Source organism: Bosea sp. Tri-49, from assembly GCF_003952665.1.
In the GTDB taxonomy this organism is placed as follows: Bacteria; Pseudomonadota; Alphaproteobacteria; order Rhizobiales; family Beijerinckiaceae; genus Allobosea.
This window is the reverse complement of sequence record NZ_CP017947.1, coordinates 184,580-206,740: the sequence shown is the minus strand read 5'-3', so window position 1 is coordinate 206,740 and position 22,161 is coordinate 184,580. Positions and strand designations below refer to the sequence as shown.

At 64.8% G+C, this 22,161-nt stretch carries 24 protein-coding genes and 1 pseudogene; 12 read left to right on the top strand and 13 right to left on the bottom strand.

Annotated elements, in window-relative coordinates; translation table 11 throughout:
• Positions 1 to 610 precede the first annotated feature (610 nt).
• Positions 611 to 1,810 carry a DUF1173 domain-containing protein gene (locus tag BLM15_RS29995; RefSeq protein ID WP_126116577.1) on the top strand — a complete coding sequence of 400 codons (1,200 nt, stop codon included), beginning with the start codon at positions 611 to 613 and terminating at the stop codon, positions 1,808 to 1,810.
• Between the two features lie 37 nt (positions 1,811 to 1,847).
• Here the strand turns inward: BLM15_RS29995 and BLM15_RS29990 are convergent, their stop codons facing one another.
• Positions 1,848 to 2,774 carry an ArdC family protein gene (locus BLM15_RS29990; protein WP_126116576.1) on the bottom strand — a complete coding sequence of 309 codons (927 nt, stop codon included), beginning with the start codon at positions 2,772 to 2,774 and terminating at the stop codon, positions 1,848 to 1,850.
• A gap of 297 nt (positions 2,775 to 3,071) precedes the next feature.
• Here BLM15_RS29990 and BLM15_RS29985 point away from each other — a divergent pair, with 297 nt between their 5' ends.
• Together BLM15_RS29985 and BLM15_RS29980 are read left to right on the top strand one after the other, a co-directional pair.
• Positions 3,072 to 3,374 (top strand): type II toxin-antitoxin system Phd/YefM family antitoxin, encoded by a 303-nt coding sequence (locus BLM15_RS29985; RefSeq protein ID WP_126116575.1) that lies wholly within the window; start codon positions 3,072 to 3,074, stop codon positions 3,372 to 3,374.
• Complete coding sequence (locus BLM15_RS29980; RefSeq protein ID WP_126116574.1) at positions 3,371 to 3,838, top strand: type II toxin-antitoxin system VapC family toxin; 468 nt, start codon at positions 3,371 to 3,373, stop codon at positions 3,836 to 3,838. Before BLM15_RS29985 ends, BLM15_RS29980 begins: the two co-directional genes overlap by 4 nt.
• 92 nt (positions 3,839 to 3,930) lie before the next feature.
• Here BLM15_RS29980 and BLM15_RS29975 read toward each other — a convergent pair whose 3' ends face one another.
• From BLM15_RS29975 to BLM15_RS29965, 3 genes are all read right to left on the bottom strand, one after another.
• Positions 3,931 to 4,512 (bottom strand): hypothetical protein, encoded by a 582-nt coding sequence (locus BLM15_RS29975; RefSeq protein WP_126116573.1) that lies wholly within the window; start codon positions 4,510 to 4,512, stop codon positions 3,931 to 3,933.
• A 326-nt stretch (positions 4,513 to 4,838) separates the two neighbouring features.
• On the bottom strand, positions 4,839 to 5,459 hold the full coding sequence (locus BLM15_RS32260; RefSeq protein ID WP_335904848.1) for a DUF7673 family protein: 621 nt from the start codon (positions 5,457 to 5,459) through the stop codon (positions 4,839 to 4,841).
• 200 nt (positions 5,460 to 5,659) lie between these two features.
• On the bottom strand, positions 5,660 to 7,330 hold the full coding sequence (locus BLM15_RS29965) for a ParB/RepB/Spo0J family partition protein (protein WP_126116572.1): 1,671 nt from the start codon (positions 7,328 to 7,330) through the stop codon (positions 5,660 to 5,662).
• Positions 7,331 to 7,663: 333 nt separating this feature from the next.
• Here BLM15_RS29965 and BLM15_RS29960 point away from each other — a divergent pair, with 333 nt between their 5' ends.
• On the top strand, positions 7,664 to 8,014 hold the full coding sequence (locus BLM15_RS29960; protein WP_126116571.1) for an MbcA/ParS/Xre antitoxin family protein: 351 nt from the start codon (positions 7,664 to 7,666) through the stop codon (positions 8,012 to 8,014).
• An 8-nt stretch (positions 8,015 to 8,022) separates the two neighbouring features.
• Complete coding sequence (locus BLM15_RS29955; protein WP_126116570.1) at positions 8,023 to 8,526, top strand: RES family NAD+ phosphorylase; 504 nt, start codon at positions 8,023 to 8,025, stop codon at positions 8,524 to 8,526.
• A 55-nt stretch (positions 8,527 to 8,581) separates the two neighbouring features.
• Here BLM15_RS29955 and BLM15_RS29950 read toward each other — a convergent pair.
• Positions 8,582 to 8,848 (bottom strand): annotated as a pseudogene (locus tag BLM15_RS29950) (hypothetical protein); the annotation flags it as partial.
• Between the two features lie 347 nt (positions 8,849 to 9,195).
• Between BLM15_RS29950 and BLM15_RS29945 the strand changes: the two are divergent.
• Positions 9,196 to 10,134, top strand: a complete 939-nt coding sequence (locus BLM15_RS29945; protein WP_236846851.1) for a GHMP family kinase ATP-binding protein — start codon at positions 9,196 to 9,198, stop codon at positions 10,132 to 10,134.
• On the top strand, positions 10,128 to 11,138 hold the full coding sequence (locus BLM15_RS29940; RefSeq protein ID WP_126116568.1) for a PLP-dependent cysteine synthase family protein: 1,011 nt from the start codon (positions 10,128 to 10,130) through the stop codon (positions 11,136 to 11,138). The genes BLM15_RS29945 and BLM15_RS29940 overlap by 7 nt, the downstream gene beginning before the upstream one ends.
• Positions 11,139 to 11,199: 61 nt before the next feature.
• On the opposite strand, the gene BLM15_RS29935 is transcribed toward BLM15_RS29940, so the two are convergent.
• Positions 11,200 to 12,567, bottom strand: a complete 1,368-nt coding sequence (locus tag BLM15_RS29935; protein WP_126116567.1) for a threonine synthase — start codon at positions 12,565 to 12,567, stop codon at positions 11,200 to 11,202.
• 126 nt (positions 12,568 to 12,693) lie between these two features.
• On the opposite strand from BLM15_RS29935, the gene BLM15_RS29930 reads away from it, so the two are divergent.
• The 4 genes from BLM15_RS29930 to BLM15_RS29915 all read left to right on the top strand — a co-directional run bounded on the left by BLM15_RS29930 (position 12,694) and on the right by BLM15_RS29915 (position 15,282).
• On the top strand, positions 12,694 to 12,960 hold the full coding sequence (locus BLM15_RS29930; RefSeq protein ID WP_126116566.1) for a helix-turn-helix domain-containing protein: 267 nt from the start codon (positions 12,694 to 12,696) through the stop codon (positions 12,958 to 12,960).
• Between the two features lie 149 nt (positions 12,961 to 13,109).
• Positions 13,110 to 13,838 carry a helix-turn-helix transcriptional regulator gene (locus tag BLM15_RS29925; RefSeq protein WP_126116565.1) on the top strand — a complete coding sequence of 243 codons (729 nt, stop codon included), beginning with the start codon at positions 13,110 to 13,112 and terminating at the stop codon, positions 13,836 to 13,838.
• A gap of 69 nt (positions 13,839 to 13,907) precedes the next feature.
• Positions 13,908 to 14,534 (top strand): acyl-homoserine-lactone synthase, encoded by a 627-nt coding sequence (locus BLM15_RS29920; RefSeq protein ID WP_126116564.1) that lies wholly within the window; start codon positions 13,908 to 13,910, stop codon positions 14,532 to 14,534.
• 223 nt (positions 14,535 to 14,757) lie between these two features.
• Entirely contained in the window at positions 14,758 to 15,282 is a 525-nt protein-coding gene (locus BLM15_RS29915; protein WP_126116563.1) for a GNAT family N-acetyltransferase, read from the top strand.
• Here the strand turns inward: BLM15_RS29915 and BLM15_RS29910 are convergent.
• From BLM15_RS29910 to BLM15_RS29885, 6 genes are all read right to left on the bottom strand, one after another.
• Positions 15,249 to 16,190 (bottom strand): succinylglutamate desuccinylase/aspartoacylase family protein, encoded by a 942-nt coding sequence (locus BLM15_RS29910; protein WP_236846850.1) that lies wholly within the window; start codon positions 16,188 to 16,190, stop codon positions 15,249 to 15,251. The two genes, BLM15_RS29915 and BLM15_RS29910, sit on opposite strands and share 34 nt — an antisense overlap.
• Before the next feature lie 82 nt (positions 16,191 to 16,272).
• Complete coding sequence (locus BLM15_RS29905) at positions 16,273 to 17,022, bottom strand: amino acid ABC transporter ATP-binding protein (RefSeq protein WP_126116561.1); 750 nt, start codon at positions 17,020 to 17,022, stop codon at positions 16,273 to 16,275.
• A gap of 23 nt (positions 17,023 to 17,045) precedes the next feature.
• Positions 17,046 to 17,705, bottom strand: a complete 660-nt coding sequence (locus BLM15_RS29900; RefSeq protein ID WP_126116560.1) for an amino acid ABC transporter permease — start codon at positions 17,703 to 17,705, stop codon at positions 17,046 to 17,048.
• Positions 17,695 to 18,354 carry an amino acid ABC transporter permease gene (locus BLM15_RS29895; RefSeq protein ID WP_126116796.1) on the bottom strand — a complete coding sequence of 220 codons (660 nt, stop codon included), beginning with the start codon at positions 18,352 to 18,354 and terminating at the stop codon, positions 17,695 to 17,697. Before BLM15_RS29895 ends, BLM15_RS29900 begins: the two co-directional genes overlap by 11 nt.
• 8 nt (positions 18,355 to 18,362) lie before the next feature.
• Complete coding sequence (gene ehuB, locus BLM15_RS29890) at positions 18,363 to 19,268, bottom strand: ectoine/hydroxyectoine ABC transporter substrate-binding protein EhuB (RefSeq protein ID WP_236846849.1); 906 nt, start codon at positions 19,266 to 19,268, stop codon at positions 18,363 to 18,365.
• Positions 19,234 to 19,839: a hypothetical protein gene (locus BLM15_RS29885; protein WP_126116559.1), complete on the bottom strand. Its 606-nt coding sequence runs from the start codon at positions 19,837 to 19,839 to the stop codon at positions 19,234 to 19,236. Before BLM15_RS29885 ends, ehuB begins: the two co-directional genes overlap by 35 nt.
• Before the next feature lie 168 nt (positions 19,840 to 20,007).
• On the opposite strand from BLM15_RS29885, the gene BLM15_RS29880 reads away from it, so the two are divergent.
• Positions 20,008 to 20,193: a helix-turn-helix transcriptional regulator gene (locus BLM15_RS29880; protein WP_126116794.1), complete on the top strand. Its 186-nt coding sequence runs from the start codon at positions 20,008 to 20,010 to the stop codon at positions 20,191 to 20,193.
• Positions 20,194 to 21,179: 986 nt separating this feature from the next.
• Here BLM15_RS29880 and BLM15_RS29870 read toward each other — a convergent pair.
• Complete coding sequence (locus BLM15_RS29870; protein ID WP_126116558.1) at positions 21,180 to 22,073, bottom strand: LysR family transcriptional regulator; 894 nt, start codon at positions 22,071 to 22,073, stop codon at positions 21,180 to 21,182.
• Positions 22,074 to 22,161 lie beyond the last annotated feature (88 nt).

The following is a 22,161-nucleotide window of genomic DNA, read 5'->3' as shown; positions in this document are numbered from 1 at the left end:
GTCCCGGCTTTTTTGCTTCGCGATGCAAAGGCGGTGCAGCCGCCGGCGGAAAAAAGCCGGGACCGGCCGTTGCGGATGGGCGATCGAGACGAAAGTCGTCCCCCGGTCACACCCAATCCATCGAGACCGCAACTGGGCGCAACCGTGACGCCGAACAGGAAGGGGCCCGAACCGGCCGCTCTCCATCGGTGGAGTTCGAGGGATACGCCGACGTCTACACGATCGTTGGCTCTGTCGGCACTGTCCGTGCGGATTCTGCGCAGCCCGTCCGCCGACGTCTCCAGCCACGTCATGCCGCACCACCGGGCCGCAACGACCGGGGGTGGATGCGCAACGAATGAGCTCTGAGATCGGGAGAGCCGGCATCTCCGCCGGCGCCACCAAAGCAGCTTTCCGCCGCCGCATCGGCAGTCCCCGAGCGCGGACGGGATGGACTGGCTCCCGGATGGGCCGCCAAGCATGGCAGGCCTCTCGCCCCCCAACGAGCTCCGCTGCCAGGGCGGGGTTCGGAGCACGCCATGGCAAGCGCGCCTTGCGGCGACCCACCCGCTCGGGTTGCAGCGCCGGTCCGGCCGGGCGAAACTTCGACGGCCAAGCCAGGAGGAGATGGATGCGCCGGTTCGAGATCGCAGGACGCATTCGGACCGAAGACGATCCGGCAGTGCCGGCGGCGATCGCGGCGGCTTATCGCGATCGGATGCGCCCGCTGTGTCTGTGCCGCGAGCCCGGCATCCCGATGTATGTCGCGGCGGTGGGAGAGCAATTCGTCGTCAAACGCATGCCGCTCAGCGGCGGCCAGCACGATCCCACCTGCGATTCTTATGAGCCGCCGGTCGATCTGTCGGGACTCGGCCCGCTGATGGGCAGTGCCGTCCGGCTCGATCCTGCGAGCGGCATGGCGGCTCTGCGGCTGGAGTTCAGCCTGACGCGAACCGGCAGCCGGGCCGCGCCGACGCCAGGCGCAACGGAATCGACCTCGGTGAAGAGCGAGGCACGCCGGCTGTCGCTGCGCGGGTTGCTGCATCTGCTCTGGAACGAGGCCGGCCTGACCAAATGGACCTCGGCCTGGGCCGGCAAGCGCCACTGGTGGAACGTCCGCTACCATCTGATCGAAGCAGCCAGGACCATGCTGGTGAAGGGTGCGCCGCTCAGCGAGGTCCTGCTGATCCCCGAGCCTTTCCGCGCGGCGAACAAGGATGCGATCGAGCAGCGGCGCGCCGCCGCGCTGAGCGCGGTCCAGCCACAGAAGACCGGCCCGCGTAAACTCATGGTGCTGGTCGGGGAGGTCAAGGAGTTCCAGCCGGCGCGCGGCGGCCATCGGCTCATCGTCAAGCATTTGCCCGGCTTTCCGTTCCTGCTCGACGACAGGAGCTGGGTCCGCGTGCAGGCGCGCTTCGAAGCGGAGCTCGCGCTATGGGCGGCGAATGATGCCTCCCACCTGATCACGGTCGCGACCTTCGGACTCAATGCCGCCGGTCTCGCGATCGTCGAGGAGATCGCGTTGATGGTCGTGGCGCAGAACTGGATCCCCTATGAATCCGCCCAGGAGCTACGCCTCGTCGAGGTGCTGGCGAAGACGCGCGAGCAGAGCATCAAGGGCCTGCGCTATGCCTCGCCAGCCGACCAGCCGATCGTGGCGGCGCTGTTGATGCAGCACCGGCCACGGCCACTCGCCCTCTTCGTCGTGCCGGCCAGCGCCGACGATGCCTATGAGGCCGCGCTCGAGGAGATGATCGCCGCTCGGCCCGAGATGGATAGCTGGATCTGGCACGTGAGCCAGGGCGAGATGCCGGCTTTACCTGCCCGGTAGGGCGGCACTACTACGCGACGGGGGGACGTATGAAGTCTCAGGCCGCCTCCTGCCGGCATTTCGCCAGGGGCTGAAGATCATGGAGATAGGCGACGGCACGCTGGGCGTGGGCAGCCGCCTGGAAGATCGCCCGGCGGTCGCCATCGAGCAGCTTGAGCCACGAGGCGACATAGCTGGCATGGTCGGGGCGCGGCTCGAGCTCCGGCACGATATCGAGATCGGCGCAGAGGAAGCAGGCGCCGATATCCGCGATCAGCTCTTCCCGGGCCCGCTCTGTCAGGTCCTTGTGATAGCGGCTGAGATCCCGGTTCAGCCGATGCGGTGCGCCCGCCCAGTGGACGCATTCATGGCCGAGGACCGCAACATAGGATTCGGCATCGCGGAAGCTCTGCAATTCCGGCATCTGGATGCTGTCGCTGCCCGGCGCGTAGAACGCCTTCGAGCCGCCGTGACGGATCACCACGCCGGTGTTGGCGAAGAAGCGGTCGGCGTGCTCGATCCGCACCAGCGGATCGGCCGGCGGCTCCGGGCGCTGGTAATAGTGATCGGGCAAGCCTTCAATCTGGTCGCAATTGAAGACGGTATAGGCCTTGAGGAACGGGATATCCCGCTCGACCTCGCCGCCGGCGGCATCGACCTCCGTCTTGGTGAAGCGGCTGGCATAGACGACGGTCGCGCCGCTTTCGCCTTTGCGCACATGGGCGCCGAGCTCGTTCGCCTGGCGAAACGTCATCCAGATCGTCGTCGAGTAGCCGCGCGCCACCGCTTCCGACCAGAGCAGCAGGACATTCAGCCCGGTATAGGGCTGGCCATTGTGGCGCAGCGGCCGGGTGATCCGTCCACTCGCCTTGCCCGCATTCCAGGGCTGGACCCAGGGACGGGTGCCGTTCTCGAGATCCGCCACGATGCGTTCGGTGATGCGCGTATAGATGTCGGAGCGCGTTTCCCTATCCTTGGCCGTCATTGTCTTGTCCTCCGTTTCGGGACCGCGCCCATCGCGGCCGGTCACGGAGGTCCGGTGCCGGGGCAATCAGGAGGGTCGCGCACCCGACCATCCGCCCGCGCTCGCGCGGCGGGTGGTCATCGGCCGAAACGCAGTGGAGGACGGCGAAGCCGTTGCGCGAACAACCGGCCCCGGCAGGACCACCGCCCGGGACGGGCCGCATGGTACGTTCCCTCATTTTCTGGTCCGGCCATCCGCAATCTGGCGGAACCGCCCGCGCCGTGCTAGATATCTGACCATCTGACCAGGTGTGAGACGATGACCAAGCAAGCGAACCTGAAGACTGTGAAGGCAGTCGGACGCCAGACCCCGGTGGGACGGTGGAAGCTCGAAGACGCCAAGGCGCGGTTCAGCGAGGTGGTGCGGCATGCGCGCGAGAACGGGCCGCAACGCGTGACCGTGCGCGGGCACGACGCTGTCGTCGTGATGAGCGTCGAGGAGTTTGAGCGCCTCGTGCCGGAGAAGCCGCGGGCGCCGTTCGTCGAGTTCATGGAAAGCCTTCATCTTGGCGGGCTCAATCTGGAGCGCGAGATGGATCGCGGACGGGACGTCGAACGTTGAAGGGCTGGCTGCTGGACACCAATGTCGTCGCCGCGCTGATCAATCCGCAGGGAGCGCCATCCGTGAAGTCCTGGGCGGCAGCGCAGGACGAGCGCTTCTTCCACATCAGCGTTCTCACACTCGCCGAGTACGACAAGGGCAACCTTGCGGACGATCACGCCGACCGGCCTCGATACATCGCGGCGCGCGATGCGCTGGAAGTGCGGTTCGGGGAGCGAATCCTGTCGCTGACCGACGAGGTCGTGCGGCGATGGGGTCGTCTCGCCGGCGAGGTGAAGCGCGCATCCGGACATCCACCACCGGTGATCGATACGATGCTCGCTGCTACGGCGATCGAGCATGATCTCTACCTAGTCATCCGCAACGTGAAGGATGCGCGGCCATCCGGCGCGCTCATCTTCGATCCGTGGAATAACGATCCGGCGAAATTTCCGCTCAGCGCGCGAGCCGGCCGAGTGAGATAGCTGCACGACAAAAAGGTCGGCCTCTTGAGAGACCGGCCTGTCGCAGTCGCTGGCGCGAAGACGGGCGAGGCATCCGCCTCGCCCGTAGCGACTCAGCTGAAAGCCGCCATCTGCATCTCGGCCGCCTTGCGGTCGACGGCATGGCCCGGATTCTCGACGGCACGCTCGAAGGGCTTCCAGTGCTCGCCGACGACCCGCTCATAGGCCGCGACCGCGCCCTCAGCCGCCATCCGAAGCGCGTGGGCCTGGACGCCCATGTCGGCGGCGAACTCGCGCTTGCGTTGCGCAGCGCTCTCGAAGCCGACCGGTCCGTCGAGATCGTCGTCGCGGGCCTCGTTGGCGAGCTTGCTCGTCAGGTCGCGTGCTTCGCTCACGGCCCGGCTGTAGAACTGGCCAGCGCCATGGGCGGAGCCGACATAGGAGCCGACGATCCGCTGTAGATGGATCTGCATCGCGCGCTCGGCGAGGCCTTCCCTGAGCGCGTCGGCCGTCTCGACGATCAATCGCTCGTGCAGGTCGCGGATGCCATCGCTGTCGAGCACGGGCAATCCGAAGCTCTCTGCGATGAGGATGGCCTGCGCTGCATCCGGGCAGGCGAGCCGGGCCATTTCGAGGGTCGTGCCCTTGCGGAGCTGGACGACGCGGGCGGTCGGGCGGGGAGCGGTCCTGGACATGCGAGCTTCCTTCCTTCGGTTGTGCCGAAGAAGCGGACCGGCCCCTGCCGGCCCTCCCTCCGGGCGCGCTCGAACGAAACCGGCGGAAAGACGGACGCTTCAGGGCTAGGGGCGGCCAAATCGAGCGGGGCAGGTCTGCGGGCAAGCGGGGCGTAGGCCCTGTGCCGCCTGCGGACCTGCCCTGCCGAGAGCGGTCGAACCGGCCGCGAAGCGGCGCGGAACGCGGCCTTGAAGCGGCCGGCCGCCGGTTTAAGAGCGCAAACACGGCCGAAGGGAGGGCCGGCGGGACCGGCCACCAGAGAGGCCACTTGAAGGGGGACACAGCGTCAGGGATCGCGTCGCGACCGCCCGCGGCGTTCCAGCCAAGCCGCAACGTTGTTATCGCGAACAGGCTCATGCCGTCTGCGCAGCGCGCACCCAGATCTCCGGTCGCCAGAGGCGGATGATCGCCCTGATCTCGGCACGATAGGCACCCGGGTACTCGGCGACCGATCGGCCGGCGAGCCAGGGAAGACCGAGGCCATGTCCTGTCCGATCGCCTGATCGACAGCGAAGATGTCGGCGAGGCCGAAGCCGCCGAGGTCGTCGGCATTCCACCAGGCCAAGATGAAATTCGCGATGCGCCGCGACTGGCCGGGATCGTGCGGGCGTGGCGCAAGAACGCTCGGGAGCGTTCGAGGGGTAGCTTGAATACCTGGATGGCAGGATGTCCGTAACTTATCCGGATCAGGTGTCGTCGAGATTCTCGAACGGGTTCGGGAAGACGCGACGGGCCCAAAACAGCCCGAAGATTTCGCGGCCAGGTATCTCGCATGCAGGACCGCCTGCGCCGCCTTGAAATGCGTTCCTGCCGTGAGGACGTCATCAACCAGAGCAATTTCGGTAGGCTCCGGAAGCTCGACGCTGGTGTCGATTTCGTAGAGCTGGGCTAGATCGGCCACGCTCATTCGATCGCCCTCGTGAAATGGCGCGGTCGAGACGGTCTGCCTGAGGAGATCACGGACATCCACCGCGACGCCAGCCGCATCGCCGTACCGCCTGCTTGACGATATGCGCTGAACGCGAGGACTGTTGTACTGACCGAAACAAAACCGCCGCCGGACGAGCCGGCGGCGGCTGTAGGTTGGATGAACGATGCGCAGCGCTGCTAGGCAGCCTCGCGGAACTGCTCCGCATCGTCGCCCTGGGCTTCGGCGCCGGAGTCGCTGTCCTGCAATTCCGTGTGCGGCTCCTCCTGCTCGTCCTCGGGAACAGCCTCGTGCTTCGCGAGCCAATTCGCCAGCGCGGTCGAATCCGGCGCGAAGAGCGCCGAAGGATGGACGAAGCGGTCATCAGTGAAATGCGCCACGAGCGCAGCCCGGGTTTCCTTCACGCGCGGACGCGGCAGGACCGGCGTGTCCTTGCACGAGCCCTCGAGCGCCGGACGCGACAGGCAGGACAGGAACTCTTCGGTGCCCATGTTCGGCAGGAAGGCATCCGCACCGATCGCTTCGCCGGCGATGCGAGCCACGATCCCGGAATCGGAGCGGTTCTCCCGGCACGAGAGCACCTCGATCAGTGCGCCTCGCGCAGCCTGCTGCAGCGTCTGCTCGTCGAAGCCGAGCTTGCCGTCCTGGCCGATCAGCCGCACGGCGTGGCGGTCCATGCGGGCAAAGCCATAGACATCGTCACTGGTGCCGGATGCGATCGTGATGTTGCGCCCGGCAAGCGCCAGCACGAGGAGCGCCATCAGGGTGTCGTTGGCGATCGGCGCCCGCGACAAGGCTTCGTGGAGCGCATCGGTGCGGAAGTCACCGATCATCCCGATCCCCCGGCGCGTGACGTCGGGACGGCCCGTTGGAGTTTCGGCCGCGTTTCCGGCCGGGGACGTGCCGTTGCCTTGCGCCTTCGGCGCCGGCATCCGATAGGCCACGCTCTGAACCGTGCCATTGCGATCGAGATACATGGCGACGCGATCGCTCTTGCCTGCCTTGCCGTAGACGCGCTCCGCCTTCGGCGGAAGAACCGGCTCACCCCAGCTGTTGACCTCGGCGATGACGCCGCGCTTGGGAAGATGGTTCGTCATCCACTCCTGCTGAGCGCCGAGAAAGGCCTCGACATTGGTGGTGTAGCGGCCGTCCTCGTCGGCGGGTCCGAACAGGTCCTCGACCCATTCGATGCCGTAAGCGCGCGCGAGCTCGTCGTCGAAGCTGGCATGCTTGGCGTACATCCGGGTCTTGGTCAGCGCGTTCGAGACGTTCCACCAGGTAACCTTCGGATCGTCCTTGGAGGGCTTGTACTTCTTCCAGACCTCCTTCTGGTCGTCGACCGGGGCCGCCGCAATGGTGCGGAGCTGCTGCTCGTTGGGCATGTCGCCCTTGGCCATGTGATCGAGCATGGCGGGAAGGACGCTGCCCAAGAGCCTGAGCTGCCGAACGCGCCGAAGCGCCAGCCCGAGGGCGGCTGCGATCGCTTCCTCGGTCCAGCCGAGCACGACCAACCGCTCGATACCACGCCACTGATCGACAGGGTTGAGCGGTTCCCGAGCGACATTCTCGATCATCGAGCGCATCGCGCCGTGATCGTCCGAAGCTTCGACCTCCAGAACCTCGATCTCGTCGAGACCGGCCGCGATCGCCTGCTTCACGCGACGGTGGCCGACCTCGATGAGGTAGCCGTTACCGCCGCCCTGCTCGGGGACGATGACGGGCGGCTGCAGGATGCCGACGAGCTTGATGGTAGCGAGCAGCAGGGCATCGGCCTGGGGTGTGGACTTCGTCCGGCGCGAGCGATCGGGATTGTCCTTCAAGGCGCGCGGATCGACCTTCTTGAGTAGCATGGCAGGCTCCTGTTCAGGGGTGTGGGCGCGGCCTCGCACCGGCCCTTCTCCGTCTTCTGTCCGAAGACCCCCTCACGCCCGCGGAGCGGGCGGGCCGGAGCAATTGCGGCCGAGCAGCCCGGCCGGGCGGCCAAGCGGGGCGCGTGAAGCCCTGCGCAGGACGCCGGGCCGGGATCGCGAATGGCGCGGTTGAGCGCCAGCGGCAGCGGCGCGCCCGGTCTGCGAGCAGCCGTTCCCCTTTCCCTTTCTCTTCTCCTGACCGGATTGAAACACGCTTATTTCGACGCTATATTGCGTCAGAATGATTGGCATTTCTGAATGAAGGAGAGCGCCATGGGACTTGCCCAATATGCTGACGGCGGGTTGTTCTCGCCGCGCAAGATCGCGGAGACGCTGCGCACCACGAGCGAGGAGATCGCCCGCACGGCCGGTCTCGGCAAGGATGCGATCCAGCGCAAGGAGCGCATCCGCTCCGACAAGACGCAACGCCGGCTGCGCGAAGTGACGGAAATCATCAATAAGGTCGAGCCGCGCTTCGGCTCGGCGCTGATGGCTTATGCCTGGTATCGCTCCGAGCCCCTGCCCGGCTTTTCCGGCCTGACGGCGATGCAGCTCGTCCGTGACGGCCGCGCCGACGAAGTGCACGACTATATCGACGCGGTCGACGCCGGCGTTCACGCATAACCTGGCTGATGCGCTTCCAGGGGGTCCTCTACCGGGCGCTGAACCCGGTCTATGCCCGCGAGCCGTTATCGGGACGCGGCGCTGAGCTGTATGGGGGGCGCTTCAACCGGAAAGGGACGCCAGCGCTCTACACGTCGGTGTCGATCATGACGGCCTTGCGGGAAGCCAACCAGGTCGGCAGCTTGCAACCGACGACCCTCGTCTCCTACGACGCGGACATCGAGCGCGTTTTCGACTGCCGGGACGATGGCGCCCTTCAGGAGAAGGGGATGGATGCCGCGGCCCTCAATGATCCGACCTGGCGCGATCAGATGAAGACGGCGGGAGAAGCGAAAACCCAGGCCTTCGCCCGAAACCTCATCGCCTCAGGCTATCATGGATTGTTGGTCAGGAGCTTCGCCCCCGGGGCAACCCCCGACGACCTCAACCTCGTTCTCTGGCGGTGGGGCGACACGGCGCCATGCCGCCTCACTCTGATCGACGACGAGCATCGACTTTCGCGGCAGCCCTGACGAGCGACCTGAGGATTGCCGGCCTCGCCCGAGGGCGCGCCGGCCACCGGGCCGATCACGCTGCGATCGCGTCAACCGCACCGATGCCGTCGATATCCTTCGCCAGCGCCGCAGCGACCTCCGCGAGCAGGCGGTGCTTCTCAGCAAGCTCCGAGGCGAAAGCGAACGCCCCCTCGCCGCGCGACTGGTAGGATTCAAGCCTGCGGCGCGCATCGGCCAGGCGCTGGCGGCAGCGCTCCCGATCACCTTCGAAGCCGTCGAGCGCATGCTCGAGGCGGGAGATGGCGCCAAGCGGCGTAGTCGTCACCGGAAGCTCGATTTCGGTCGGCAGCAGCGGATACCGGCTGGAACACAAGATCGTCCGATGAAGAGAGCCTCCGGTCGGTTTAAAACGGCGCGAAGGCCGTATTCGAAGACGAGTGCGACCTGTCGCCCGGCAGGCCGACGATAAGCTCCCGCCATGGGACGGTATCGGCCTGGACCATAGGCACAGCAAAGTTCCTCGCCTCCGCCCAGATGGATGCTAGGGGGACGCCAGGGCAATTGGGTTTTGTCGCCTGAACGACCGGGCGGCGGCGGTCGGCCTTGAGTCAATGGCGGAATTTGATGACGCCGGATTGGCGCCGCCGAAGTCACCACTGCCCAGATGCTGATCGCTGGGAGCGAGTCGTGGCTGGAGTCTCCGAAACCGCACCGAATGGCAAACCGCTGCCGAGGATCGGCGTCGGGGCTGCATGCGGGCACCATGGCGAGCTACTGCAAGGGGTCTTCGAAGACCGGAACGGGCGACTCCATCGCGGCTTGGTCACCCTCCCGCTTACCAAGTTGGTCTCGAAGGCGACTTTCACCTGTGCGCCCACAGCCGACCTCACCACGCACCCGGCCGGCAAGGTCAAGGCGGGCCTGGCTGCACGTCAGACGCTGAGCCATCTGGGCGTTTCGGAAGCAGGTTTCCTCCATATCGAGAGCAACATTCCAATCGGTCATGGTTACGGCTCCTCGACCGCGGATGTCGTCGCCGCCATTCGCGCTGTGGCGGCAGCCCACGCCGTCCGGCTGCAGCCCTCTCGTGTCAGCCAGCTGGCGGTCACCGCCGAACGCGCCAGCGACGCCATAGCCTTCGATGGACACACTGTCCTCTTCGCGCAGCGAGAGGGTGCCGTCCTGGAGGATTTCGGCGGCTCGCTGCCACCTCTGTTGCTGGTCGGCTTCAAGGCTATCGGAGGACGGCCGATCGATACGCTTGATCTGCCACCTGCACGCTATGACAGTCTCGAGATTCAACAGTTTCGTGTCCTGCGCGCTCTGATCGCCTATGCGGTCCGCTATCAGGATCCCAATTGCCTTGGACGAGCGGCGACCGCTAGCGCGCTGCTCAGCCAGCGGCATCTGCCCAAACAGCATCTCGAACGCGTCATCGACATCGCGAAAGGCGCTGGCGCATGCGGCGTCCAGGTAGCGCATAGCGGCTCACTGCTCGGCATTGTCTTCGACCGCGCCGGCAAAAACTTGCGACAGCGCGCGAAAAGCGTCGCGGCCTCGGTGCGAAGATGCGGTTTCTGCGACGTCGAGTTTCACCAGATCAACGACGACGGCGCGACATGGTAGCCCTGGATGTTGATTATTTCCGCGCGCTGGAAACGCCTCGCATGGCTGCGCTGGCTCCCAATCTGATCGCGGCAGCATTCCCGCTGATGAAGCTCATGCCGGCGCGCTATATTTTGGACCGCGCAATCGCCGACGGCGCATTCGAGACCGGGATGCGCATCGTCGAGACGACATCCGGCACATTCGGCATGGCTCTGGCCTTGCTGTCAGCGGCACGCGGATACCGGCTCACACTGGTCTCCGCCTCAAGCCTTGTCGACGCAAAGTACAAGGCACGCCTCGATGGTTTAGGCGCGCAGATGATCATCACGGAGGACCGCGCTGGTAATGGTGATCAGCTCGGCCGCCTGCAGCGGCTCGAGCACATTCGCCGCGAGGAGCCCAATTGCTTCTGGCCGCGGCAATATGACAATCCAGGAAACGCGCTCGCCTATGCCCGGCTGGCCGAGCAACTCGTGCGGACGGTCGGCGAGATCGACTGTCTTGTCGGTTGTGTCGGGAGCGGCGGCTCGCTGTGCGGGACGGGACTGTTTCTGCGCGCGGTCTTCCCGCAACTCGTTGTCATTGCGGTCGACACTCACCGAAGTGTCCTTTTTGGACAAGCTGCCGGCAAGCGGTTGTTGCGCGGTCTCGGCAACAGCATCCTGCCGGGCAATCTCCGGCATGAGCTGATCGATGAAGTCCACTGGGTTGGCGCCTATCCGGCCTTCAGCGAGGCTCGCCGCCTGCTGCGTGAACATGGCATCTTTCAGGGGCCGACCAGCGCTGCCGCGGCCCTGGTCGGCAGGTGGACTGCAAGCACCCGACCCGGAGCCCGGATCGCGGTCATCATGCCGGACGAGGGTCACCGATATGCGGAGACGGTCTTCGATGATGCCTGGCTCGCCTCGTTACCGGGCTGGCCTTGCTCGCCGCGGTCCGAGCCCCGCGAGCTCACGATCGTCGAGCCTGGGTCCGAGGCTGACTGGACATGGCTCAAATGGGCGAGACGCAGCCTCGACTAAATCGTCCATGACGAAGTCGGGAAGGAAGGACGCTCTCACTAATCCCTGGGCCGTCTCGCTTTCACCGACCCATCAGGGCGGCCGCATTGCGGCCAAGCCAATCCCAGGCATCCTGCGTCGATTGAAAGATCATGTCATGTCCAGCTTGGCCGACCGATCGATCCAGATCCTTCAACCCGCTGGCGGTGACGACTGCCACCACATGATCATCGGCTGCAATGACACCGTCTTCACGCAGTCGCGCCAGCGCAAGAAGTGGCGTGACCGACGCCAGTTCGGCGAAAATCCCTTCGTCGCGGGCAAGGCGCTCCTGCATCTCCACAAGCCCGTCATTGTTCACCGGCACGGCGCGGCCGGAGGACTCGCGCAGTGCTTTTAGGGCCTGATAGGTGCTGCGCGGCGCGCCGATCGAGACGGCAAGGCTTTCGAATGCCAGCTTTCGTTCTTCGATCCTGTCGCTACCTGTGGCGAGCGCCTGCGCCAGCGAACCATGCACCTCGGCTGCAGCCATCCTTGGCAGTCGGGAGATCGCGCCTTGCGCAAACAGTTCCTGAAACCCCGTCCAGACACCGAACAGGGCGTCGCCGTAACAGACCGGCAAAACACACCAGTCGGGGGCGATGCCACCCGACTGCTCGACAATTTCATAAGCGATGGTCTTGTAGCCCTCGATACCGACGGGGTGACTGCCAACGACGGGCGCATGACAGGGCGACGCGACGAACCAGCCATAGCGTGTCGCGGCCTCGGCAAGCAGCGTCCAGCGCTCCATCTTGTTGGCGAGCGGCAAGACGGTTGCACCGTATTTCCTGATCTGCGCCAGCATGGCGGTGGCCGAGCCGCCAAACGTAGCGACAACACAGTGCAGCCCCGCGCGTGCGGCGTAGGCGGCCAGCGAGGCTCCGGCATTGCCGGATGAGGCCGTCGCCACCACCTTTGCCCCTTGCGCGCGCGCCACCGACACCGCAACCGTCGAGAACCTGTCCTTGTGCGACCAGGTTGGGTTTCGGCTCTCGTCCTTGATGAAGAGGTTCCGGGCTCCCAGCGCACGACCAATCCGGGCAGCTTCGATCAACGGCGTCTGCCCCTCGCCGAGCGAAACGGCGTCCTCCAGTGCGCATGGCAGCGCATTGGCGTAGCGCCACAATGATCGCGGCGCGTTTGGTGCGATCGAGAGTGGTTCAACCGGCGAAGCGTAGACAGGCTTGAGATTGGCCGGCGCAGCGTCGCGGCAGGCCGGACAGCCCCTGGAATCGATCTCGATGCTGGCCGGGTAGGACGCGCCGCAGCGGATGCAGGACAGCCCGACGATGTTCGCAGCACCCGGCGCTGCGTGCTCCTTCGGATGCTCGATCTCCAGCGTCGCCCGATCGTGGAAGGCTGGGGCCGCGCCGCCTGCTGAAAGCCTGCTAACAGGTTGGCCGGCCATCGCAATTCCTCTGCGCAGGATCGTTCGGTCGCCAGCCGGTTCAAACAGGCGCTGACCTGTCTGTCAACGCCGAATGTTCACTAGAGTGTGTCGCACCACAGTGAACATCGCCGCACGTTTTGCGGGATGAAACTTCGCGCTGTGCTTGGTCTGAACCTGCAGCGACTCCGAAGGGAAAGACAGCTCTCGCAGGAGCAGTTGTCTTTATCCTCGGGGCGCACGCGGGCATATATCAGCAGCGTCGAAGCCGGTCGGCGCAACGCCACACTCGATACGTTGGAAACCCTGGCAAAAGCGTTGAAAGTTGAACCCCAGGATCTGATCACCCCAGGTGCCACGGTGCGGCACACCGGACGTTCAAACAAGCGGTCCGGGCCTGATACAACGGACTGACTTTCCGTCCTGCCGATTTGCGCCTGAGACCGAGAACGGCGAGTCAGCTTTGACTCCTATAGTAGACAATCGGCGCGCCCGGCATTGAAAGGGGTCGCAAAGCACGCTTAGGTTGAATAGGGCATTGCAAGACCCGCCGAGGTCTATGAATGATGAACGCTGCCCTTTTGGAGCTTCTCGCGACGATAACCGCTATCGACGCCGCACCCACATCTGAACGCGCCCTCACAATATTCGAGGGGGTCCTCCAGCGTTTTGGCCTGCACAGTTTTCTGATCACCGGATTGCCGGTGCCTCACGACAGCGAATGGCATCGTGCGATCCTGCATGACGGATGGTCGCGCGAATGGTTCATTCGCTACGAGTCCGAAGGGCACTTCCCATACGATCCTTGCGCCGCACGCAGCCGCTTGAGCGCGCAGCCATTCTTCTGGCATCAATTGCCTACTGGTGGTCTGACACCGCGTGGCCGTCTCGTGATGGACGAGGCAGCTGAATTCGGCATGAAGGATGGAATTTGTGTTCCAATCCATGTCCCGCTTGCCGGCCCGGCGGTGGTGACGGCAGCGAGCGACCGCATCGACGTTCCACCCGGCGCAATGCCTCTGATCGAAACGCTCTGTGTCCACTTGTTTCGCAAAGTCAGCGGTTGGGAGAATAGGTCGGACAAAGACGAGGGTTCACCGTTGACGCCGCGAGAGCGCGAGCTGTTGCAGTGGAGCGCCCAAGGCAAAACGAATGAAGACATATCCTGTATTCTCGGGATCGCAACGCATACCGTCGAGAGTCACCAGCGCAACATCCGCGACAAGCTCGATGCAATCAACATTGTCCACGCGGTCGTAAAGGCTTTGCGCAGGGACGAGATCCAAATCTAGCAATCCCGGAATCCCGGCACACAGCGCCCGGTAGCGGAGAACTACCCTCCCATCCCATAGGGAGGGCTCATGGTTGTTCGGATTCACGTGGTCACTTGGGCCAACAGAAGAAAATACAGACTGCAGCTAGAGAGATACTTTCGTCTCCGCTACGATATTTATGTCAAACGGCGGCAATGGCATGCCTTGGCGCGACCCATCAATTTCGAGATCGATGCGTTCGACACCGAGCATACCGTCTACCTGCTCGCCCTCGATAGCGTCGGCAAGATCGTCGGCGGATCGCGCCTCGTGCCGACGCTACAGCCCCATTTGCTCGCCAACGTGTTTCCTGAACTGGCGCGGGGCGGGCCGCCGCGGGCGCCCGACATTTTCGAATGGACGCGTTTCTTCATCAGCCCCGCTTTGCGCAGCGGCGGCAGATCGTCTCCGGTTGCCGGCGTCATCTTGTGCGGTGTGCTGGAGGTGGCCCGCACACTCGGCGCTCGGCAGATCAGCGTCGTATGTGAATCATTCTGGCTCGAACGCCTGCGCGCCTTTGGCTGGAGCATCACTGAACTGGGAGATGTCCAAAAGCAGGAAGACGGCGACGTCATCGCGCTGTTGATCGACGTCACGCCAGAAGCGATCGCGAGCACAAGGCGCGCCTATGGCATCCAGGAGCCGATATTCGCCGAAGCCAAGACGACCGGCTAGCTCGTCGCGCGCCGCTGCGCGTACTGTCACCCGAGGCCCCATGATCGATCCCGGAGCCAGTCTTTCCCTGGCCCGCGGACCGATGCCGCCGGCACGGTCGGACCGCCAGATCTGCCTTTGTCCTCGGCTGGCAGCACATCACGTCCATCCCGGGATTCCACCAGACCGAGCTTGAAAAATGGGGACGAGACTGCCGCGATTTTGACGGTCCGGAGGACATCAAATGGCGGTCTCATTGCATGTACTCGGTCTTGACGATGAGGAGGTTGTCGCCGGCATTGCCGTCGATCCCGACACAGAGCCCTATTCCGGCGGGCCGATCGGCGAGGTCTTCGCTCAGTTGCGAGCCTCGCCGCCACGCCAGACGCCTTTTGCGCTGTTCGATGGCGACAGCGTCGTGGGCTTCATCGTTGCGCGGGAAGGCGCCGCTCTGCCCGTCTGGGCGGAGAAAGGCTGCATGACCTTGAACAATCTGCGGATCGACACGCGCCTCCAGGGGCGCGGCTATGGCAAGGCCGCAATCCGTCTCGCCGCACAATGGATCGCGCGGGAACGGCCGACCGTCACACATGTCATGTCGAGCGTGAACGTCGCCAATCTCGCCGCCTTCAACCTGAACCTGGCCTGTGGATTGACGCCCACCGGACGGATCGTCGAAGGGCGGCTCGGTCGCCAGAGGATCATGATCGCTCCGATCGGGCGTCTTTGCAGGGATCAGGCGGGATCGACGTCGACGAGGAGCTTGTAAAGACAATCTCCCGGCTCGGTCAGCACCGGTGCACGTCGACAGGCCACCATTCCGTCCTCGGTGAACGAGACCGGTTCGGGCGCCTGCCACGGCCGATCGATGGCATGGATGACACCGGCCAGCTGGCCGGCCTGGACGACAGCGCCCAGTTCCACTGCCGGTTCGAACAGCCCCTTGCGCATGGCATAGACAAAGGCCCCCCTGCCCCGAACCCGCATGAAGCGTGTTGGCGAGGCAGGATCGGCGGTTGAACCCGACAACAGGCCATGGCGTTGCAGGACGCGTCGCAGCCCCTGCTCCGCGATCGCCAGGCCGTCCCGCGACAGGGCGGCGCCACCGCCAAGTTCGGCGGTCAGCACCGGCACACCGGCCCCCTGCCCGACCGCCGAGAATGTGGTCCTGCCCCCGCCGCCGGAGCCGTCACTGATGGAGGTAACCGGAGCGCCGAACGAGACCGCGAGGTCGGTGAGCTGCCGATGTTCTGACGCGCTCCCGCCGCTCCTGATCAGGGCGCAGGGTATATAGTCGCATGAGCGTCCGCCTGCATGCAGGTCGATGGCAAGGTCCGCCATGGGCAGGAGGACGGTCGCGACGTAATGCGCGATCATCCCCGTCGGGCCGCCAGCGGGATCGCCTGGAAAGGCTCGGTTGAGGTTGCCTGCGTCCAGCGGCGAGACGCGCCGGCCGGCCGCGACAGCGGGGGCGTTGAGCGCGGGCAGGATGATGATCCTGCCCTTCACATCGGCCGGGTCGATCTCGCGCGCCAGCGCGGCAAGCGCGACCTGCCCTTCATATTCGTCGCCATGGCTGCCGGCCATGAGCAGCGCGGTGGGGCCTGCTCCGTTCCGGATGCAGACGATCGGGATCGGGACCACGCCATAACCCGACAAGTCGGTCGAATGCGGCACGCGCAGCCAGTCGCATTGCTTGCCATCCGCCTCGAAGTCGAGCGGCGTCCAAACCTGCGTGGAGCCTGTCATCGGCGCTCTCTCAGTGCTTCAGGACAGTGTTGAGGAACAGCCGTGAGCGCGGATGACCCGATGGGCCGAAAAAGTCGCGCACGGGCGCACGATCGAGGATGCATCCGCCATCCATGAAGACGACCTGATCGGCGACTTCACGGGCAAAACCCATCTCGTGGGTGACGCAGATCATCGTCATGCCGTCACGGGCCAGCGCGACCATGACGTCGAGCACCTCCTTGATCATCTCCGGATCGAGCGCCGAGGTCGGCTCGTCAAACAGCATGAGGCGCGGGTTGAGGCAGAGTGCGCGGGCAATCGCGACGCGCTGCTGCTGCCCACCCGAGAGCTGGCCGGGATAGGATCTGGCCTTCTCCGGTATCCTGACCTTTTCCAGATGCGCCATGGCGATGTCTTCCGCCTCGGCGCGGCTCCGGCCTGCGACGCGGCGCAGCGCCAGCGTGCAGTTGGACAGCACTGTCAGGTGTGGAAACAGGTTGAAGCTCTGGAAGACCATGCCGGTCTGGCGGCGCGCGGCGGCCGTTTCCCTGGCATTGACACCGAGTGTCGTACCCGCGAGGCGCAGCGTGCCTTTCTGATAGCTTCCCAACCCGTTGATGCAGCGGATGAGTGTCGATTTGCCTGAACCCGACGGGCCGCACACCACGACGCACGCGCCACTTGCGACGTTTAGGTCAACGTCGTTCAAGACGTGAAGGGCGCCATACCATTTGTTGAGGCCCTGGATATCAACGATGGACTGCGATTGCGTGCTCATGCTCCGGTCCGACTTTCGCTGAGTTATCGGGCGCCGACGGCAAGCAGGCGCCGCTCCAGACGCTTGACGCCATGGGAAATGACCAATGCGAGCGCCAGGAAGATGAGGCCGGCCACGACCAGCGGCTCGGTGTAGCGATAGGTTTCTGAGGCGATATCGAAGGCGCGTCCGAGCATTTCGGGAACCGCCAGCACCGCCAGATAGGGCGTCGCCTTGAGGATCGAGACGAAATAATTGCCGAGGGGGGCGGCGATGTTGCGCAGCATCTGCGGCGCGATCACGTAGATGACGGCGTCGCGCCAACTGAGCGACAGCGCCCGGGCCGCCTCCGACTGGCCTTTGGGAATGGCGTCGATGCCTGCCTTGAAGACCTCGGCGAGATAGCCGCTGTAATAGAGGCTGAGCCCCAGCACGCCGACTGTCATCGAGCCCAAGCGAATGCCGTAGAAGGGCAGGACGAAGTAGAGAAAATAGAGCCAGGCCAGAACCGGCGTCGACCGGATGAAGTCGATGACGAAGCCGATCGTGAGGCCGGCGACCCCGCCGACGCGTCGCACCATGTCGAAGAGGAAGCCGATTGCGGCAGCTCCGATACAGCTGACGAGCGCCACGCCGAGGGTGGTGCCGATCGCGCCGAGAATGGTCGGCACGCTGGACAGGGCGAAGGCCAGATCAAATCCCACCGGAGCGGCTCCCGGGTGCGGCGACACGCGCCTCCAGCCAGCGTCCGGCCAGGGCGATCGGGTAGCAAACGACGAAGAAGGCAAGAAGCAGCGCCGTGTAGATCGCGACGGGATTGTATTCGACCTGCGCGATTTCCTTGGCGCGGAACGTCATGTCGGTCAGCGTCACCAGCGAGACCAGCGCCGTCGCCTTCACCAGCTGAATGAGGGTGTTGACGAAGGTCGGGCTCATCGCGATCAGCGCCTGTGGCAGCTCGATCAGGAGGAGGATGGCCGGGCGCGACAAACCAAGGGCCGCACCTGCCTCCTTCTGGCCGGGCGGAAGCGCCTGAAGACCGGCGCGCACCGCCTGACTGGCATAGCCGCCGGCGTTCAGACCCAGCACCATGGCGCTGACCGTCAGAGCCGACAGGGTGACCCCGACGACAGGCAGCGCGTAGTAGAACACGAACAGCAGGATGATGACGGCGGAGCTGCGCCAGAACTCGATGACGCCGGTGACCAGCAGATGCGCGACGCCGCGCGTGAGATATTGGGCGACGCCGAACACCAGCGCGAAGGGAACGGCAAAGACAAGGCCATAGGCGGTGACAGCCAGCGTTGTGCCGAACCCCTGCAGAATGCCCAGCCAGATCTCGAACAGGCTCATCGGCATCGTTATCGCTGCCCGTTGCAGAGGTCGGCGGTGACGATGCCCGGCGGCACGGCTTCCTGCTCGCCGAAGCCGTATTTCGTCATGATCGCAGCGAAAGCCTCGGTGCGTTTCAGCTTGGCCAGCTGTTCATCATAGGTCGCGCGCAGCTCGACATCCTGCTTGCGGAAAGCGATCGCCGCGAAGTTGGTCTGCGCCTTACCGACGTCGAACGGTGCCACGCGTTCGAGGCCGTGCCCGCCCTTCCCGGCCAGAAGCCCGATGACCGTCGGCGACGCCATGAGTGCTGTGTCGATGCGGCCGGCGCGCAGCGCCGAGAGATTGGATTCGATGTCCGGAAACAGCAGCATGCGGCTGCCGGGTACGCCGGCTGCTGCGGCATTGGTGGTGACGACGCTGCCGCGGCCGGCCCCCATGACGATGTCGTCCTGGGCGGCGATGTCGGCATAGCCGTGGATCTTCCTGGGGTTGCCAGCCCGGACAATGGCCGCGTCCGGCGCCTGCAGGTCCGGCGCGCCGAAGGCCACCTGTTTGCAACGCTCAGGGGTGATCGACAGACCCGACGCGACAGCGTCGAACCGGCCTGCGAGAAGGCCCGGGATGAGCGCCCCGAACTCGGTCACCTGGAATTCCAGGTTCTTGACGCCGAGCTCGGCGAAGGCGGCCTTGAGAATGTCGGGATGCCATCCGGTGGGCTCGCCTGTCTTCTCGTCGCGAAAACCCCAGGGCGAGCGGTTGTGGATGCCGACGACGATCCTGCCTTCGCGCAGGATCCGGTCCTTGGTCGTTTCGGCAGATGCGCCGGTCCAGTCCGAGATGAGCAGCAGCGCAGCGATCCCAAACAGTGCCATCCTTGTCGCAGCCTGTGCGGCCATTTCACCTCTCCCGCTGAATGAGTTGGCGTTGCGCACCGCAAAGGTCGGGTTCGCCGACCTCTGCGCAGCCGTCCGACGATGCCGGGCGTAAATCGACGGTTTCGCCGCCCATCAAACGCCGAAGGTCCTCAAGAGCGGAGCGGACATGCGACACGGGAAAATCAGCCAGGTCGGTATTGTCCTCCGCTTCGATCGCGATGACGGAGAGCTTCGCGGCGATCCCTGCCAGCGAGGTTGCGGGCGTGCGGGCCAAGCGCTCCAGCAGCTCTTGTTCGCGCGCACCGGCCAGTGCCTCGGCCGCCTTTGCTTCGGCGTAGGCCCGCCTCATGCCGCCGCGGCCCCCTGCCCTGCTGGCAGGTTGTCCGCCAACGAGCTCCACAGAGCTCCCCCGCTCCAGCAACGCGGTCTCGAGCTGCTGTTGCTTCAGGCACTGCGCCGCCGTCGCGGCATGAGCCTCGGTCCAGGCCTGTGACAATGCCAAAGCCGGATCCGCTAATGTTGTTGTGTGAGCAGCCTCGCGATCCGCAGAGCGGGCTATGGGTGCCGTCCAACGCTGCCGTCCAGTCGTGACGAAAGGCACAGTCGTGCTATTGTCGGAATCAGCCATGATCCGAGCTCCAGACAGCTTAGGCGTGGTCAGGCCGGAAGGGCGTTGCCGCGCCCTTCCGGCCGTTTGTACCTAGATGGGATAATAGACAAATTGATTGACGTCAATCAGAGAGTTGCGAACTCCCACCCGAATTTGAGCATTGCTCAATGCCGCGGGGCGCGCGCGATGCTCGGTTGGAGCCAAGACGAGTTAGCTCGCGAAGCAAATGTTGCTCGTCAGACAATTGCGGACTTCGAACGCGGGGCGCGTATCCCAATCGCAAACAATTTGATCAGCATTACGAGGGCGCTCGAACGGGGTGGCATCGAGATACTTCCGAACAATGGCATTCGCTTGCACGAAGCAAGTTAGAAACGCGGCTCAAGGCTCTGGTTGCATTTGAAGTTGGCTGAAAGGATGCGCTTCGTTGGGGTCGTAGCCGTCGGACGGGGAGCAGATATTGGGGTCGATGTCCGCGCATTCGGACCCCGCGACACTGAAACGCAGGACGCAGGAAAAGCTCCAGCCCAACAGACGGCGGGAGCGCCAGCATCTCAACAATCGGCGCTGCAAGCGTCGTCTCGCTGCTTATCGCCGCCCGGCACCAGGGGGCAGCTTTTGATGCTTTGCACCGGCATGGATGCGGTGGCCGTCTCAGCGGGCTTTCTGGTAGGCAGTGATCTGCCTCGTCTTCGGCAAGCGAAAGGCCGCCCGAAAGGACGGCCCTTTTTGTTCGGTATGGTTTTGCTCTAGCGGGTCGCACGCCGGGTGCTACGCACGACTGACGGTGCTGTGACAGCCCCAGCCGCTCCGCCGACGACCGCTCCGACCGGGCCGGCGACCACCGCCCCGGTTCCTGCCCCGACAGCGGCGCCGCCAATGCGCTGCTCCGTTGTATTGCCGCACGCACTGAGGGTTAGAGCGGCGGCGCCGATAAGGCTTATTGTCGAGATTTTCACGACACTGTCCCCTTCTGTTGAGTAGCCGGACAACGCTCCCCCGTACCGGGATGTTCCGCCTGGCCTTAGGACAGCGTTCCGCATCGCAGCCGCGAAACGGCCGCCGTGCGGCGGCAGCGTTGCGCCGGATAAGTGCTCGATCTGCTGCGACGAGCCCCAGGGTGTGGACTGGCGGGGACTGACTGGCCCTGAGTAGTTGGCCTCCAGCAAGCCGCTCCAGAATGGCGAGGTAGCCATGTACGACCGTCGCGAAAGCTAACCAAGAGGGGCCGCTCACAGTGCCGCCGATTCAATCAGGGAGGGCTCATAGGCGGTTCTGCGCCACTTCCCGACATTGGAGACACGTCGCAAAGCGGACATCCGCACATGGCCGCTCAGCGATGTCGACTTGGAGCGCTTTCACTCCCGGTGCCTCAGCGCCGCGACGACTACCTTGAAAGCCGGGAGGTTCTGCCGGCGGCTCGGGTAATAGAGGAAGTAGCCGTCGAAGAGGGGCGACCAGTCGTCGAGCACCTGTACCAGAGCCCCGGATTCCATCTCTCGCTCGACGATGTCGTTCGGGACGTAGGCGATGCCGAAGCCGCTCACGGCCGCGTCGATCATCGCGTAGGAGTTGTTGAAGGTGAGTTGACCACTCACCCGCACTCGGAGGTCCTGCCCGTCCTTCTCGAACTCCCAAGCATATAGTCCGCCCGCGCTCTCGTGGCGCATGTTGATGCAGGCGTGCCCGACGAGATCCTTCGGATGGCGCGGTGTGCCACGGGCGGCGAGATAGGCCGGCGAGGCGACCGCGACCAGGCGCCAGTCAGGCCCGATCCGGACGGCTATCATATCCTTCTCGACGCTCTCGCCCAAACGAACGCCGGCGTCGAAGCCTTCCTCGACGATGTTGCGGAAGGTGCTGTCGAGGATCAGCTCGACGGTGACGTCTGGATAGTCCTTCAGGACGGGCTTGAGCTTCGGCCAGACGACGCGGTCCAGGGCGTGATCCGATAGCGTCAGCCTGATCGAGCCGGAGGGCTTGTCGCGAAACGCGGACAGCGCGGCGATCTCCTCGTCGATCTCCGTCAGGCGCGGCGCGATCGTCTGCAAGAGCCGCTCGCCCGCCTCGGTCAACGCAACGTTGCGCGTTGTCCGCGTCAATAGCCGGATGCCCATCTGTGCTTCGAGCTGCTTGATGGAGTGGCTGAGCGTTGACTGGGCCACGCCGAGCCGGGCAGCAGCGCGCGTAAAGCTGCGCTCCTCCGCCACGAGCTGGAACCATCGAAGCCTGTTCAGGTCGCCGATCGGCATATGGGTCCCTCACGCACAGATCTATTATTCGACCTGTTCGATCAGTTCAATCCGTTTGCGACGACTATTAGAAGGATGCCTGAACTGT

Coding starts and splice junctions, on each gene's coding strand:
- BLM15_RS29930 (WP_126116566.1), top strand. CDS start 12,694: ATGAAACTTCGCGCTGTGCTTGGTCTGAACCTGCAGCGACTCCGAAGG.
- BLM15_RS29880 (WP_126116794.1), top strand. CDS start 20,008: ATGCTCGGTTGGAGCCAAGACGAGTTAGCTCGCGAAGCAAATGTTGCT.
- BLM15_RS29940 (WP_126116568.1), top strand. CDS start 10,128: ATGGTAGCCCTGGATGTTGATTATTTCCGCGCGCTGGAAACGCCTCGC.
- BLM15_RS29870 (WP_126116558.1), bottom strand. CDS start 22,073: ATGCCGATCGGCGACCTGAACAGGCTTCGATGGTTCCAGCTCGTGGCG.
- BLM15_RS29915 (WP_126116563.1), top strand. CDS start 14,758: ATGGCGGTCTCATTGCATGTACTCGGTCTTGACGATGAGGAGGTTGTC.
- BLM15_RS29955 (WP_126116570.1), top strand. CDS start 8,023: ATGCGCTTCCAGGGGGTCCTCTACCGGGCGCTGAACCCGGTCTATGCC.
- BLM15_RS29995 (WP_126116577.1), top strand. CDS start 611: ATGCGCCGGTTCGAGATCGCAGGACGCATTCGGACCGAAGACGATCCG.
- BLM15_RS29985 (WP_126116575.1), top strand. CDS start 3,072: ATGACCAAGCAAGCGAACCTGAAGACTGTGAAGGCAGTCGGACGCCAG.
- BLM15_RS29885 (WP_126116559.1), bottom strand. CDS start 19,839: ATGGCTGATTCCGACAATAGCACGACTGTGCCTTTCGTCACGACTGGA.
- BLM15_RS32260 (WP_335904848.1), bottom strand. CDS start 5,459: ATGAGCGTGGCCGATCTAGCCCAGCTCTACGAAATCGACACCAGCGTC.
- BLM15_RS29960 (WP_126116571.1), top strand. CDS start 7,664: ATGGGACTTGCCCAATATGCTGACGGCGGGTTGTTCTCGCCGCGCAAG.
- BLM15_RS29935 (WP_126116567.1), bottom strand. CDS start 12,567: ATGGCCGGCCAACCTGTTAGCAGGCTTTCAGCAGGCGGCGCGGCCCCA.
- BLM15_RS29925 (WP_126116565.1), top strand. CDS start 13,110: ATGATGAACGCTGCCCTTTTGGAGCTTCTCGCGACGATAACCGCTATC.
- BLM15_RS29965 (WP_126116572.1), bottom strand. CDS start 7,330: ATGCTACTCAAGAAGGTCGATCCGCGCGCCTTGAAGGACAATCCCGAT.
- BLM15_RS29990 (WP_126116576.1), bottom strand. CDS start 2,774: ATGACGGCCAAGGATAGGGAAACGCGCTCCGACATCTATACGCGCATC.
- BLM15_RS29895 (WP_126116796.1), bottom strand. CDS start 18,354: ATGAGCCTGTTCGAGATCTGGCTGGGCATTCTGCAGGGGTTCGGCACA.
- BLM15_RS29905 (WP_126116561.1), bottom strand. CDS start 17,022: ATGAGCACGCAATCGCAGTCCATCGTTGATATCCAGGGCCTCAACAAA.
- BLM15_RS29920 (WP_126116564.1), top strand. CDS start 13,908: ATGGTTGTTCGGATTCACGTGGTCACTTGGGCCAACAGAAGAAAATAC.
- BLM15_RS29975 (WP_126116573.1), bottom strand. CDS start 4,512: ATGTCCAGGACCGCTCCCCGCCCGACCGCCCGCGTCGTCCAGCTCCGC.